The sequence below is a fragment of the Pseudomonas sp. Mb7 genome (genome assembly GCF_054790525.1).
In genome coordinates, this window is the sequence record NZ_CP186501.1 from 385,633 (window position 1) to 399,350 (window position 13,718).

A 13,718-nucleotide genomic window follows, 5' to 3' on the forward strand; every position below is an offset into this window, starting at 1 on the left:
CTCCTACAGGTTTGCTTCAATTAATGCGTGCGGGTCACTTTGCTCAGGTGGCGCGGCTGATCCGGGTCCATGCCACGGGCCACGGCCAGACCGGCGGCCATCACGTAAAAGCTCTGGATCGCCAGAATCGGATCAAGGGCCGGGTGCTCGGCGCGGGTCAGGGTCAGATCGCGTTCGTTCACATCGTCCGGCGCTGCCAGCAACACGCGGGCGCCGCGTTGACGCATTTCCGCCGCAAGACTCAGCAGGCCAGCCTGTTCAGCGCCGCGTGGGGCGAAAACCAGCAACGGGTAGTGTTCGTCGATCAGCGCCATCGGGCCGTGACGGACTTCGGCGCTGCTGAACGCTTCAGCTTGAATCGCCGAGGTTTCCTTGAATTTCAGCGCTGCCTCTTGGGCGATGGCAAACCCGGCTCCCCGGCCGATGACCATCAAACGCTCGCAATCGCGCAGCGCTTCGATGGCCATGCTCCAGTCCTGTTTCGCCGCTTCGCGCAGGCCTTCAGGCAGGGCGTTGCCGGCCTCGAGCAATTCGTTGTCCTCTTTCCAGTGCGCGATCAAACGAGCGCTGGCGCTGAGGGTGGCGATAAAACTTTTGGTCGCGGCGACGCTGCTTTCAGTCCCGGCGAGCAGTGGCACGCTGAATTCACACGCGGCTTCCAGTGGCGAATCGGCGGCGTTGACCATCGACACGCTTAACGCGCCACGCTTGCGCAACAGACGCAAGCTGTTGACCAGATCCGGGCTCTGCCCCGACTGGGAAAAGGCGAACGCGACCTGACCGCTGACCTTCAACGGCGCCTGCTGCATGGTCACCACCGACATCGGCAACGACGCCACCGGGACGCCAAGTTGCTGCATGGTCAGGTAGGCGAAGTAGCTCGCCGCGTGGTCGGAGCTGCCGCGAGCCACAGTCATTGCCACTTGCGGCGGCTGACGGCGCAGGCGCCCGGCAATTTCGATCATTTGCGGGTCGAGCTGTTGCAGTTGGGCTTGCACGGCCTCGAACGAGGACAGCGCCTCTTCAAGCATTTTTGAAGTCAATGTCTTCTCCTTCGACCATGACGGCGGTCAGTGTGAGTGAGCGGTCCAGCCGCACGCAGTCGGCCCAGGCGCCAGGTGCAAGGCGCCCGCGTTCAGTAATGCCGAGATAGTCGGCGGGAAATTGCGACAGGCGTTGCGAGGCCTCGGCGATCGGCAAACCGATCTTCACCAAGTTACGCAGGGCCTGATCCATGGTCAGCGTGCTGCCGGCCAACGTGCCGTCGGGCAGGCGTACGCCGCCCAGGCATTTGGTCACGGTGTGGCTGCCGAGCTTGTATTCACCGTCGGGCATGCCGGCGGCGGCAGTCGAATCGGTGACGCAATACAGGCACGGGATTGAGCGCAGGGCCACCCGAATGGCGCCGGGATGCACATGCAGCAAATCCGGAATCAGCTCGGCGAATTTGGCGTGGGCCAGCGCGGCGCCGACGATGCCTGGCTCGCGGTGATGCAGCGGGCTCATGGCGTTATAGAGATGGGTGAAACTGGTCGCACCGGCATCAAGCGCAGCGACGCCTTCCTCGTAACTGCCGAGGGTGTGGCCGATCTGCATGCGCACGCCACGGCTGCTCAGCTCACGGATCAAACCGTCATGGCCGGCGATTTCCGGGGCGATGGTGATCACGCGGATCGGCGCCAGTGCCAGGTATTCTTCGACTTCGGCCATCAATGCGGTGTGGGCGAAGTTCGGTTGCGCGCCGAGTTTGCCGGGGTTGATGTACGGGCCTTCGAGGTGTACGCCGAGGACTCGCGCGGCACCTTTCGGACGCTGTTCGCAGAACTCTCCGACTTCTTTCAAGACGCTGGAGATCTCGGCGCTCGGCGCGGTCATGGTGGTGGCCAGCAGCGAGGTGGTGCCGAAACGCACGTGGGTTCTGGTGATGGTCTCGAAGGCGCTGGCGCCTTCCATGATGTCTTTGCCACCGCCGCCGTGGACGTGCAGATCGATGAAACCCGGCAGCAGATACGGCAGGTCATTGTCGGTCGGATCGCAGGGCACGCCTTCGATCGACACGACTTTGCCGTGTTCGTGGACCAGCCGGCCGCGAACCCAGCCGCTGGCGGTAAGGATGTTGTCTTCGGACATTTTGGTTCTCGCTTTTGGCCGCGCTTAACGACGCAGCTCTTTATCGACGAAGCTCTTTATCTACGAAGCTCTTTATCTACGAAGCTCTGCAACAAAGTCGTAGTAGTCGTTGCGGCAATAGGTGTCGGTGACTTCAATCGGTGTGTTGTCTTCGAGGTAGCCGACCCGGGTCATCAGCAGCATCGCGGTGCCGGGTGCGATGCCGACCAGTGCGGCGAACTCGTCAGAGGCGTTGATCGCCTGGATGTGCTGCAGGGCGCGGACGATCGGCTTGCCGATGCCGTCGAGGTATTCGTAGAGCGAATCGCCAACCAATTGCGGCTTGGGCATGATCGAGGCGGGTAGGGTGCTCATTTCGATGGCCATGACTGTGTCATCGGCTTTGCGCAGACGCTTCATGCGCGCGACCTTGTCGTTCGGCGACAGGCTGAGGCGGATCAGTTCTTCGTGGGTCGGCAGGGTGATTTCGCGTTCCAGCCATTGCGAGCTGGGTACGAAACCCTTGAGGCGCAGCATCTCGCTGAAACCCGAAAGGCGCGACAGCGGTTGTTCGAGGCGAGGGGTGATGAAAGTGCCGGAACCTTGCAGGCGACGAATCAGGCCTTGATCAAGCAGAACTTCCAGCGCCTTGCGCGCAGTCACTCGGGAAATGCCCAGTTGCTCGCTGAGATTGCGTTCCGAGGGCATTGCCTGCTCGGACTTCCACTGCCCGGCATGAATCGCTGCTTCCAGATTGCGCGCTAGCTGCAGGTACAGCGGCGTCGGCTGGGAGTCGTCCGGGCGTAGGGTATGGAGGTCGTTCATGTAGGGCATTTCCGTCGCGAGTATAGGATTGTTGTGGCTCGCTTGTGGGGCGGAAATTAATACCACTTGAATACCATGTCAACGCACGGAAATGGCCTTTGGCCCAATGGAATGGAGGGTTTTAGGGGGTGTGGTTTCAAGTGGTATTAGTGTTGGCCTATAAAAAGCAAAAGATCGCAGCCTGCGGCAGCGCCTACAGTTGAGAGTGGTATCACCTCTGTAGGCGCTGCCGCAGGCTGCGATCTTTTGATTTATTTTTTTGCAGGTGACCAGTGGTCAGGGTTTAAGGGCGAATTTCGACCATCGTGCCGTCCGGCACCAGGTTCCATACTTCGCGCATATCAACGTTGCGCATGGCGACGCAGCCGTCAGTCCAGTCCAGGGTGTGGAACAGGTCTTCCGGGGTCTCTTCCGAATCCGGCGTGCCGTGGATCATGATCATCCCGCCGGGCTCGACGCCCTCACGCCGGGCGCGGGCCGAATCGCTGATGTTCGGGTAGGAAATGTGCATCGACAGATTGAATTTGTCGCTGGTCTTGCGCCAGTCGATCCAATAGAAACCTTCTGGCGTGCGCTTGTCGCCTTCTATCAGTTTCGGACCTTTCTTCGCGCCTTTGCCCAGGGAAATGCGATAGGTCTTCAGCGGCTTGCCGTCGGCGATCAGTTGCAGTTGATGCGCGGATTTAAGCACCAGAACTTTTTCGATAAGAGGTGTATTCGACGGCGTCACGGTGGTCACGAATGACGCTTGGGAGACGGTAACGAACGACAGGCAAAACAGGGCAAGCAACCAGCGCATTGAAACGATTCCCCAAGGAGTGACGCAGATAACCAACATTTTATATGTATGTGTACATGTAGGAGCTGCCGAAGACTGCGATCTTTTTGTCGGCCATCATGCCAATGTCTTGATTAAATAATGACCGGCTGCGCCAACGGAGGAATCGATTCAGACCGAACCGGATACGCCTCGATACGCCGATCAGCGAAGAAGCATTCTAAGGTACGCCCCACCGTGCGGAAAGCCAGCTCGTCCCAAGGAATGTCTGCTTCGTCGAATAGTTGTACTTCGAGGCTCTCGGGGCCGGCGGCAAAGTCCAGGTCGACCAGTTCGGCGCGGAAGAACACATGCACCTGACTGATGTGCGGTACGTCGATCAGCGTGTAGATACTCAGGTTGCGCACCCGGGCGCAGGCTTCTTCGGCGGTTTCGCGTACGGCGGCCTGCTCGATGGTCTCGCCGTTCTCCATGAAGCCGGCGGGCAAGGTCCAGTAGCCGAGACGCGGCTCGATGGCGCGGCGGCAGAGCAACACTTTCGTGCCCCAGGTCGGCACGCAACCGGCGACGATATTGGGGTTTTGATAGTGAATGGTCTGACAGCTGTCACAGACAAATCGCAGCCGCGAATCGCCTTCGGGAATGCGCTGGGTGACCGGGTTACCGCAGTGGCTGCAAAATTTCATGCTGGGCTTCCTGAATGCTGCGCCTATCTTGGCGTGCAGCGGTGCCGGTCGGCAAGTTGTCGTTTCGCGACACGGCGGGTTTCGGGGGCTTGGGCGCTTGCAACGATTGGTGCATGATGCAGAGTAAGGCACAGATCGAGAACACTCATGCTGGACGAGCTACTGCATAGGGTTAGCAACCACACACCGCGCACGCTGGAGACCGACACCCGTTTCCCCGAGGCCGCCGTTCTGGTGCCGATCACCCGCAGTGACGAGCCGGAACTGGTACTGACCCTGCGCGCCAGCGGGCTCTCGACCCACGGCGGCGAAGTCGCGTTCCCCGGTGGCCGTCGCGACCCGGAAGACCCCGACCTGATCTTCACCGCGCTACGCGAAGCCGAAGAAGAGATCGGCCTGCCACCCGGCCTGGTTGAAATCATCGGCCCGCTGAGTCCGCTGATCTCCCTGCACGGTATCAAGGTCACGCCGTATGTCGGCGTCATCCCCGATTTTGTCGAGTATCTGGCCAACGATGCCGAGATTGCCGCAGTGTTCACTGTGCCGCTGGAATTCTTCCGCAAAGACCCCCGTGAACACACGCACCGCATCGACTATCAGGGTCGCAGCTGGTACGTGCCGAGCTACCGCTTTGGCGAGTACAAGATCTGGGGGCTGACGGCGATCATGATCGTCGAGTTGATCAATCTGCTCTATGACGCCAAGATCAGCCTGCACCAACCGCCAAAAAGCTTTCTTGATACTTGAACGCATCAATACCTGAGCCATCGGCAGAATGGCCATTCACCGTGAGCCCTGAGGAAAACAAGATGAAATACCGCTTGGGCGACGCCCGTGTCGAGACCCACCCACAGAGCTGGGTCGCCCCCAATGCCGTACTGGTGGGCAAGGTCAAACTCGAAGAGGGCGCCAACGTCTGGTTCAACGCCGTGCTGCGCGGCGACAACGAACTGATCCTGATCGGCAAGAACAGCAATGTGCAGGACGGCACGGTGATGCACACCGACATGGGTTTTCCGCTGACCATCGGTACCGGCGTGACCATCGGCCACAACGCGATGCTCCACGGCTGCACCGTTGGCGATTACAGCCTGATCGGCATCAACGCGGTGATTCTCAACGGCGCGAAGATCGGCAAAAACTGCATCATTGGCGCCAACTCGCTGATTGGCGAAGGCAAAGAGATTCCCGACGGTTCGCTGGTGATGGGCTCACCGGGCAAAGTCGTGCGCGAACTGACCGAGCCGCAGAAGAAGATGCTCGAAGCCAGCGCCGCCCACTATGTGCATAACTCGCAGCGCTACGCCCGTGATCTGGTTGAGCAAGAAGAATGAACACAGCCGAGAGACCCGTTGCCTCGCCGTGCGTGAATATTTGTGCGCTGGATGAGGATGACATTTGTACTGGCTGCCAGCGTACGGTCGCGGAGATCACCCGCTGGGGCCGTATGACCAACGACGAGCGCCGCGTGGTGCTGGGGTTGTGTCATGAGCGGGCGAAGGCGAGTGGGTTGGTGTGGATGATCCCTTCGAAATCGTGATCGGCTTGAGGGTGCCCTCACCCTAACCCTCTCCCAGGGGGAGAGGGGACTGACCGAGGTGCCTTTCGCTATACGCCGACCTGAGCTATTGAGTCGAACTCAGGTTTGAAAAGCCCCCGATCGGCTCCCTTTCCCTCTCGCCTGAAGGAAAGGGATTGTTCAAGCTGCACCTATCTGCGTTATCGAGTCGAGCTCGAATTGGAATCCAGGGAAGATGGGCTCCCTTTCCCCCTCGCCCCCTGGGGGAGAGGGCTGGGGTGAGGGGGTGGCTCTTGATCTGCGGGTCCAGTAATCTGTGCGCCAATCTGACAGGTCACCTCCATGATTTTCCTCATCGCCTACATCAGCAGCGTTGTGCTGATCAACTTCGCCTTCTCCACCGCGCCACACCTGGACATCATCTGGTCGGCCTGGGGCGGCTTGGTGTTCGTGTTGCGCGACATGGTGCAAACCCGTTTCGGCCACGGTGCGTTGGTGGCGATGCTGGCGGCGCTGGTGCTGTCTTATGTCACCTCCGATCCGTCGATCGCAGTGGCCAGTGCCACGGCGTTTGCGGTGTCCGAGATCATCGACTGGCTAGTATTCAGCATCACCAAACGGCCCTTGCGTGATCGCTTGTGGATCAGTTCGGCGCTGAGTATTCCGCTCGATACCTTCATCTTCTTCGGCATGATCGACCTGTTGACGCCGCCGGTGATCATCACCGCTCTGGCTTCGAAATTCGCCGGCGTCACTGCCGTTTGGCTGATCATGGCCTGGCGCGAGCGTAAGCAGGCCGTCGCTGGCTGAAGCCAAAGCCTCAGGTTCATGTAAAATGCCGCGCTTTCTCCCCATGGAAAGCGCGTCTAGCGTTGCTTTCCTCGATGATCCGCTTCTTTGAGGACCTGAGATGACCCGTATCGGAACTCCATTGTCGCCAACCGCGACCCGCGTATTGCTGTGTGGCTGTGGTGAGTTGGGCAAGGAAGTGGTGATCGAGCTGCAACGCCTGGGCGTTGAAGTGATTGCCGTCGATCGCTACGCCAATGCGCCAGCCATGCAGGTTGCCCATCGCAGTCACGTGATCAATATGCTCGACGGCGCTGCCCTGCGTGCCGTGATCGAAGCCGAGAAACCGCACTTCATCGTGCCGGAAATCGAAGCGATCGCCACCGCCACGCTGGTCGAACTGGAAGCCGAAGGCTTCACCGTGATCCCGACCGCGCGCGCTGCGCAACTGACCATGAACCGCGAAGGCATCCGTCGTCTGGCCGCCGAAGAGCTGGACCTGCCGACCTCGCCGTACCACTTTGCCGACACCTTCGAGGACTACAGCAAAGCCGTTCAGGACCTAGGCTTCCCATGCGTCGTCAAACCAGTCATGAGCTCGTCGGGCAAAGGCCAGAGCCTGCTGCGTAGCGCTGATGACGTGCAGAAGGCATGGGATTATGCGCAAGAGGGCGGTCGCGCCGGCAAAGGCCGGGTGATCATCGAAGGTTTCATCGATTTCGATTACGAGATCACCCTGCTGACCGTGCGCCACATCGGCGGCACTACGTTCTGCGCGCCGGTCGGTCACCGTCAGGAGAAGGGTGACTATCAGGAATCCTGGCAGCCGCAAGCCATGAGCCCGGTTGCCCTGGCTGAATCCGAGCGCGTTGCCAAAGCGGTAACTGAAGCGCTGGGTGGTCGCGGTCTGTTCGGCGTTGAGCTGTTCATCAAGGGTGATCAGGTGTGGTTCAGCGAAGTTTCGCCGCGCCCGCATGACACCGGTCTGGTAACGCTGATTTCGCAGGATCTGTCGCAGTTCGCCCTGCACGCTCGCGCAATTCTGGGCCTGCCGGTACCGCTGATCCGTCAGTTCGGGCCATCGGCTTCGGCGGTGATTCTGGTGGAAGGGCAGTCGACTCAGACCGCTTTCGCCAACCTCGGCGCGGCGTTGAGTGAGCCGGACACGGCGCTGCGACTGTTCGGCAAGCCGGAAGTGAATGGCCAGCGCCGCATGGGCGTGGCGCTGGCGCGAGATGAGTCGATCGAAGCCGCTCGTGCCAAGGCGACCCGCGCTGCTCAGGCTGTTGTGGTCGAGCTCTAAACCGAGTCGCGACATTCGCGAGCAAGCTCGCTCCCACATGGGATTGGGTGAACACAGAATCTGTGACCAACCCCAAAAACCTGTGGGAGCGAGCCTGCTCGCGAAGCTTTTGATCTTCTGTCAGGCAACCTGATTCAGATCGTTGCCACGCGTTTCCTTCAGGCACAGCACCGCAATCAAACTCAGCACCGCCGCCCCCGACACATACCCACCGACATAACTCAAACCGCCCATCGCCACTAGTTTCTGCGCAAAGAACGGCGCCGCCGAGGCCCCGACTATGCCGCCCAGATTATACGCCGCCGAAGCACCGGTATAACGCACGTGAGTCGGAAACAGCTCCGGCAACAGCGCGCCCATCGGTGCAAACGTCACGCCCATCAAGAACAGCTCGATGCACAGAAACAGCGCCACGCCCCAGGTCGAACCCTGAGTCAGCAACGGCTCCATCAGGAACCCGGAAAGAATCGCCAGCACGCCACCGATGATCAGCACCGGTTTGCGCCCGTAACGGTCGCTGGCCCAAGCCGACAGCGGCGTGGCGGCGGCCATGAACAGCACGGCAAAACACAGCAGCCCGAGGAAGGTTTCGCGGCTATAGCCAAGTGTGGAAACCCCGTAACTCAGTGAGAACACCGTCGAGATATAGAACAGCGCATAACAGACCACCATCGCCGCCGCGCCCAGCAATGTCGGCGCCCAGTACTGACTGAACAGCTCGACCAGCGGTATCTTCACCCGCTCCTGACGGGCGATGGCGTTGGCAAACACCGGTGTTTCATGCAGTTTCAATCGCACATACAGACCGACCATCACCAGCGCTGCGCTGAGCAGGAACGGAATCCGCCAGCCCCAGCTGCGGAACTGCTCGTCATCGAGGGTCATGGCCAAGGTCAGAAACAAGCCGTTCGCGGCGAGAAAGCCGATCGAAGGTCCGAGCTGCGGAAACATGCCGAACCACGCACGCTTGCCTTTCGGCGCGTTTTCCGTGGCCAGCAATGCAGCGCCACCCCATTCACCGCCCAATCCCAGGCCCTGTCCGAAGCGCAGCACGCACAGCAGAATCGGCGCCCAGGCGCCAATCGTGGCGTAACCTGGCAGCACGCCGATCAGCGTCGTACACACGCCCATCAACAGCAGCGAGGCCACCAGCGTCGACTTGCGCCCGATACGGTCACCGAAGTGGCCGAACAGCGCCGAACCCAGCGGTCTGGCGAGGAAGGCGATGCCGAAGGTCAGGAACGCCGACAGCATCTGCGCGGTGCCAGAGGTCTGAGGAAAGAACACCGGCCCGATCACCAAAGCGGCGGCGGTGGCGTAAACATAGAAGTCGTAGAACTCGATCGCGGTGCCGATAAAACTCGCCGTCGCCACGCGGGTGGCGGAATTCGTCGGTTGGGCAGGCGCGGTGGCACTGTAAGCGGTACTGGTCGTCATGCGGTGATCCCTGACAGTCATGAGCTCCGTTGGAGCGAATTATTATGGTCGAACACCCAGGGATGTGGGATGAGGCGCGGTCGCTGTTTCAGGTAGGAACAGTCGCCGGTGTAATGCAGAAATGGCCGAAACCTGTCAGGTGCGGGGTAAGCACGAGGTTCGGCGGGGCTTGGGTAAGCGCCTCGATTATAGGAAGGGGGCTAACGATTGAACAAGAGCAAAAAGATCGCAGCCTGCGGCAGCTCCTACATGGGAACGCATTTCAAATGTAGGAGCTGCCGAAGGCTGCGATCTTTTGATCTTTGATCTTTTATCGGGCAGGCAGCAAAGCAGGCACAGACGAGGTATGCCAAATCAGCACCTTGCTCACCCGGTTCTCCTCGGTCTCGAGAATCTCCAGCCGATAGCGCCCGATCTTCAAGCACACCGCGCTCTCAGGAATCGTCTCCAACGCTTCAGTCACCAGCCCATTCAGCGTTTTCGGCCCATCGCTCGGCAAATGCCAACCCAGGCACTTGTTCAGCTCGCGGATCGACGCGGCACCGTCAATGACCATGCGGCCATCGCCCTGTGGATGAATATGCGGATTATCCAGACTGTGCTCGCTTTCAAACTCGCCGACGATTTCTTCGAGAATGTCTTCCAGCGTGACGATGCCGAGCACTTCGCCGTACTCATCCACGACCATGCCCAGGCGCCGCTGCTGCTTGTGGAAGTTCAGCAGTTGCAGTTGCAGCGGCGTGCTTTCCGGCACGAAGTACGGTTCGTAACTAGCGGCCAGCAGCGCTTCGCGCGTCAGATCACCGTTGTTCAGCAGGTGCCGGATCTGCCGGGTGTTGAGCACCGCTTCAACCTGATTGATGTCGCTATGGAACACCGGCAGGCGTGTGCACTTGTTATGCCGCAGTTGTTCGATGATTTCTTCGATCGAGTCATCGAGGTTGATGCCGTCGACGTCACTGCGCGGCACCAGAATGTCGTTGACCGTAATATTGTCCAGCGCATGAATGCCTGAGACCGGGTGCGCCCGGACCGGGTGTTCTGGATCGTCGTACCGATCGGCAGGCGAGTCATCTTCGCTTTGCTGCACGACCTGAACCTTGCGTGCAAATGGAGTCATCAGCAAACCGCTGATACGGCTGAACAACCAGGCAAACGGATAGACAATCTTCAGTGGCACGGTCAGCAAGGTATTGCCAAACGCCAGCACCGCATCGGGATAACGCTGGGCGACGGTGCGCGGGAAGTAATCGGCAAACACCAGCAGAATTGCGCCGGCACCGAGGCACGCAGCCCAAGGGCCGTTTTCTTCGCAGAGGAAAATCGCCAGCAGTGTCGCGATGACGACCGCGAGAGCGCGGCACAGGGTATTGCAGAGAATGAGGCTGTCGAGCGGGAAGCTCAGCTTCGCCAGCGGCTTATCGCTGGCGCGCGAGGCGGTGCGTTGCGCGAGCAGGTGTTGCTGCGCGATTTCGACGGCGGTAAACAACCCTGACCATAAAATCAGCAGGACAAATACCGCGAGCATCGGCCCAAGGGGCAAACCGTCCATTTATGCCGCCCGTCAGATGTGCAGGATGTATTCACGAACCAGTTTGCTGCCGAAGTACGCCAACATCAGCAGGCAGAAACCGGCGAGGGTCCAGCGAATCGCCTTGTGACCGCGCCAGCCGAGGCGATTGCGGCCCCACAACAACACGCTGAAGACGATCCAGGCCAGGCACGCCAGCAGGGTCTTGTGCACCAGATGCTGGGCGAACAGGTTCTCGACGAACAGCCAGCCGGAAATCAGCGACAGCGACAGCAGTGTCCAGCCGGCCCAGAGGAAACCGAACAGCAGGCTTTCCATGGTTTGCAGCGGCGGGAAATTCTTGATCAGCCCGGACGGGTGCTTGTGTTTGAGTTGGTGGTCTTGCACCAGCAGCAACAAGGCCTGGAACACCGCGATGGTGAACATGCCGTAGGCGAGGATCGACAACAGAATGTGCGCGAGGATGCCCGGCTCTTCGTCGATGATCTGCACGGTGCCGGTCGGCGCGAATTGCGCCAGCAGCACGGTGATCGCGCCCAGCGGAAATAGCAGCACCAGCAGGTTTTCCACCGGGATTCGCGAGCAGGCAATCAGTGTCAGCGCGATCACTGCCGCGGCAATCAGGCTCGAGGCGCTGAAGAAGTCCAGGCCTAGACCGATCGGGGTCAGCAAGTGAGTGAGCAGGCTGGCGCCGTGGGCCAACACGGCGAAGACGCCGAGGGTAACCAGCAGGCGCTTGTTCGCCTTGGCGCCGGTGGCCAGACGAGTGCTCTGATAAAGGGTCGCAGCGGCATATAGAAGGGCGGCGGCGAGAGTGGTCAATAAACTGGGTGACAAGGGGAGCATAAATCCTGTTAGGCAAGCCCGAAAGGGGCTGAGTTTGGCATAGAACCGCCATGGCACGAAAGACTCAGGAAGCTGACAGCGAGGTGTCCGCCAGCCGCAGTCTTCGCTATAATCCGCGACCTGCCCACGCCGCAGGCTCGCCGAGCACATGTTGATTCCGGTCTGGGCCGCCATTATCCCGGTCTACACAGGGCCTGAAAGGATCGCGCAATGTTTGAAAACTTAACCGACCGTCTCTCGCAGACGCTGCGCCATGTCACCGGCAAGGCGAAGCTGACCGAGGACAACATCAAAGACACCCTGCGTGAAGTGCGCATGGCGTTGCTCGAAGCCGACGTCGCTCTGCCGGTGGTCAAGGACTTCGTCAATTCGGTCAAGGAGCGCGCTGTCGGCACCGAGGTGTCGCGCAGCCTGACGCCGGGCCAGGCGTTCGTGAAGATCGTCCAGGCTGAACTCGAAAGCCTGATGGGCGCGGCCAACGAAGATCTGAACCTGAGCGCTGTGCCGCCCGCCGTGATTCTGATGGCCGGTTTGCAAGGTGCGGGTAAAACCACCACCGCTGGCAAACTGGCGCGCTTCCTTAAAGAGCGCAAGAAGAAGTCGGTCATGGTCGTGTCGGCGGACGTCTACCGTCCTGCGGCGATCAAGCAGCTGGAAACCCTGGCCAACGACATCGGCGTGACGTTCTTCCCGTCCGACCTGAGCCAGAAACCGGTCGACATCGCCACCGCAGCTATTAAAGAAGCAAAACTGAAATTCATCGACGTGGTCATCGTCGATACCGCCGGTCGTCTGCATATCGACGAAGAGATGATGGGCGAGATCAAGGCGTTGCACGCCGCGATCAACCCGGTCGAAACCCTGTTCGTGGTTGACGCCATGACCGGTCAGGATGCGGCCAACACGGCCAAGGCCTTCGGTGATGCACTGCCGCTGACCGGTGTGATCCTGACCAAGGTCGACGGCGACGCCCGTGGCGGTGCCGCCCTGTCGGTACGCGCCATCACCGGCAAGCCGATCAAGTTCATCGGTATGGGCGAGAAGAGCGAAGCGCTCGATCCGTTCCACCCTGAGCGTATCGCCTCGCGGATCCTCGGCATGGGCGACGTGCTCAGCCTGATCGAACAGGCTGAAGCGACGCTCGACAAGGACAAGGCCGACAAACTGGCCAAGAAGCTGAAGAAGGGCAAGGGCTTCGACCTCGAAGACTTCCGCGATCAGTTGCAACAAATGAAGAACATGGGCGGCCTCGGCGGGCTGCATGGACAAACTGCCGAGCATCGGCGGCGTCAACCTGTCGCAAATGGGCAATGCCCAGAACGCCGCAGAGAAGCAGTTCAAGCAGATGGAAGCCATCATCAACTCCATGACCCCGGCCGAGCGCCGCGACCCTGAGCTGATCAGCGGTTCGCGCAAGCGTCGGATCGCCATGGGTTCCGGCACCCAGGTGCAGGACATCGGTCGCTTGATCAAGCAGCACAAGCAGATGCAGAAGATGATGAAGAAATTCTCCGCCAAGGGCGGTATGGCGAAAATGATGCGCGGCATGGGCGGAATGCTGCCCGGCGGCGGCATGCCAAAAATGTAAGGTGTCCCGTCTCACCTATTTCACTCGCCAAAAGTGAGTGAAATGGGTGAGACGGGATACTGGAATCTCGCCGGTCGTCGCACCGGCGCAGGCCCCGCAAGGATGCGGGATCAACAGCAAACCCGCACTCGGCGGGAGCTGACTGGCCGTTTTCATCGACGGCTCTATATGCAGATCTGCACGGCATGCCATAGGCGCCGGAAAAAGTCATTTGCAAAAGTCCGGATATTCCTTAGAATATGCGGCCTTTCGGGCACCCATGCCCGCTGTGCATTTAGATTTGCAGCACCGACTACAGGAACGATGT

General features: G+C 60.1%; 13 protein-coding genes and 1 pseudogene. 6 read left to right on the plus strand and 8 right to left on the minus strand.

Annotation, left to right across the window (positions count from 1 at the left end; translation table 11 throughout):
* Nucleotides 1–20: 20 nt before the first annotated feature.
* The 5 genes from ACOYXH_RS01690 to ACOYXH_RS01710 all read right to left on the minus strand — a co-directional run bounded on the left by ACOYXH_RS01690 (nt 21) and on the right by ACOYXH_RS01710 (nt 4,398).
* Nucleotides 21–1,043, minus strand: a complete 1,023-nt coding sequence (locus ACOYXH_RS01690; protein ID WP_095050944.1) for an SIS domain-containing protein — start codon at nt 1,041–1,043, stop codon at nt 21–23.
* The gene (gene nagA / locus ACOYXH_RS01695) at nt 1,024–2,130 is read right to left on the minus strand and encodes an N-acetylglucosamine-6-phosphate deacetylase (RefSeq protein ID WP_095126660.1); all 1,107 of its coding nucleotides are present in this window, start codon (nt 2,128–2,130) and stop codon (nt 1,024–1,026) included. Before nagA ends, ACOYXH_RS01690 begins: the two co-directional genes overlap by 20 nt.
* A gap of 72 nt (nt 2,131–2,202) precedes the next feature.
* The gene (locus tag ACOYXH_RS01700; protein WP_093436861.1) at nt 2,203–2,934 is read right to left on the minus strand and encodes a GntR family transcriptional regulator; all 732 of its coding nucleotides are present in this window, start codon (nt 2,932–2,934) and stop codon (nt 2,203–2,205) included.
* 283 nt (nt 2,935–3,217) lie between these two features.
* Complete coding sequence (locus tag ACOYXH_RS01705; RefSeq protein ID WP_095050942.1) at nt 3,218–3,733, minus strand: L,D-transpeptidase family protein; 516 nt, start codon at nt 3,731–3,733, stop codon at nt 3,218–3,220.
* A 113-nt stretch (nt 3,734–3,846) separates the two neighbouring features.
* Nucleotides 3,847–4,398 (minus strand): NUDIX hydrolase, encoded by a 552-nt coding sequence (locus tag ACOYXH_RS01710; protein ID WP_007909002.1) that lies wholly within the window; start codon nt 4,396–4,398, stop codon nt 3,847–3,849.
* Between the two features lie 147 nt (nt 4,399–4,545).
* Between ACOYXH_RS01710 and ACOYXH_RS01715 the strand changes: the two genes are divergently transcribed.
* From ACOYXH_RS01715 to purT, 5 genes are all read left to right on the plus strand, one after another.
* Nucleotides 4,546–5,145: a CoA pyrophosphatase gene (locus ACOYXH_RS01715; protein WP_093436852.1), complete on the plus strand. Its 600-nt coding sequence runs from the start codon at nt 4,546–4,548 to the stop codon at nt 5,143–5,145.
* A gap of 62 nt (nt 5,146–5,207) precedes the next feature.
* Complete coding sequence (locus ACOYXH_RS01720) at nt 5,208–5,732, plus strand: gamma carbonic anhydrase family protein (RefSeq protein WP_034154816.1); 525 nt, start codon at nt 5,208–5,210, stop codon at nt 5,730–5,732.
* Nucleotides 5,729–5,938 carry a DUF1289 domain-containing protein gene (locus tag ACOYXH_RS01725; RefSeq protein WP_093436849.1) on the plus strand — a complete coding sequence of 70 codons (210 nt, stop codon included), beginning with the start codon at nt 5,729–5,731 and terminating at the stop codon, nt 5,936–5,938. Before ACOYXH_RS01720 ends, ACOYXH_RS01725 begins: the two co-directional genes overlap by 4 nt.
* A 321-nt stretch (nt 5,939–6,259) precedes the next feature.
* Entirely contained in the window at nt 6,260–6,727 is a 468-nt protein-coding gene (locus tag ACOYXH_RS01730; protein WP_460410214.1) for a preQ0 transporter, read from the plus strand.
* Nucleotides 6,728–6,827: 100 nt separating this feature from the next.
* Nucleotides 6,828–8,009: a formate-dependent phosphoribosylglycinamide formyltransferase gene (purT, locus tag ACOYXH_RS01735; RefSeq protein WP_093436840.1), complete on the plus strand. Its 1,182-nt coding sequence runs from the start codon at nt 6,828–6,830 to the stop codon at nt 8,007–8,009.
* Between the two features lie 120 nt (nt 8,010–8,129).
* Here the strand turns inward: purT and ACOYXH_RS01740 are convergent, their stop codons facing one another.
* From ACOYXH_RS01740 to ACOYXH_RS01750, 3 genes are all read right to left on the minus strand, one after another.
* A complete protein-coding gene (locus tag ACOYXH_RS01740; RefSeq protein ID WP_095050339.1) occupies nt 8,130–9,446 on the minus strand; it encodes an MFS transporter in 1,317 nt (438 codons plus the stop codon).
* A 310-nt stretch (nt 9,447–9,756) separates the two neighbouring features.
* Nucleotides 9,757–10,998, minus strand: a complete 1,242-nt coding sequence (locus ACOYXH_RS01745; protein ID WP_460410215.1) for a transporter associated domain-containing protein — start codon at nt 10,996–10,998, stop codon at nt 9,757–9,759.
* 12 nt (nt 10,999–11,010) lie between these two features.
* Nucleotides 11,011–11,823 (minus strand): cytochrome C assembly family protein, encoded by an 813-nt coding sequence (locus ACOYXH_RS01750; RefSeq protein ID WP_095050342.1) that lies wholly within the window; start codon nt 11,821–11,823, stop codon nt 11,011–11,013.
* Between the two features lie 210 nt (nt 11,824–12,033).
* Here ACOYXH_RS01750 and ffh point away from each other — a divergent pair.
* Nucleotides 12,034–13,411, plus strand: a pseudogene (ffh, locus tag ACOYXH_RS01755) (signal recognition particle protein).
* Nucleotides 13,412–13,718: the final 307 nt, after the last annotated feature.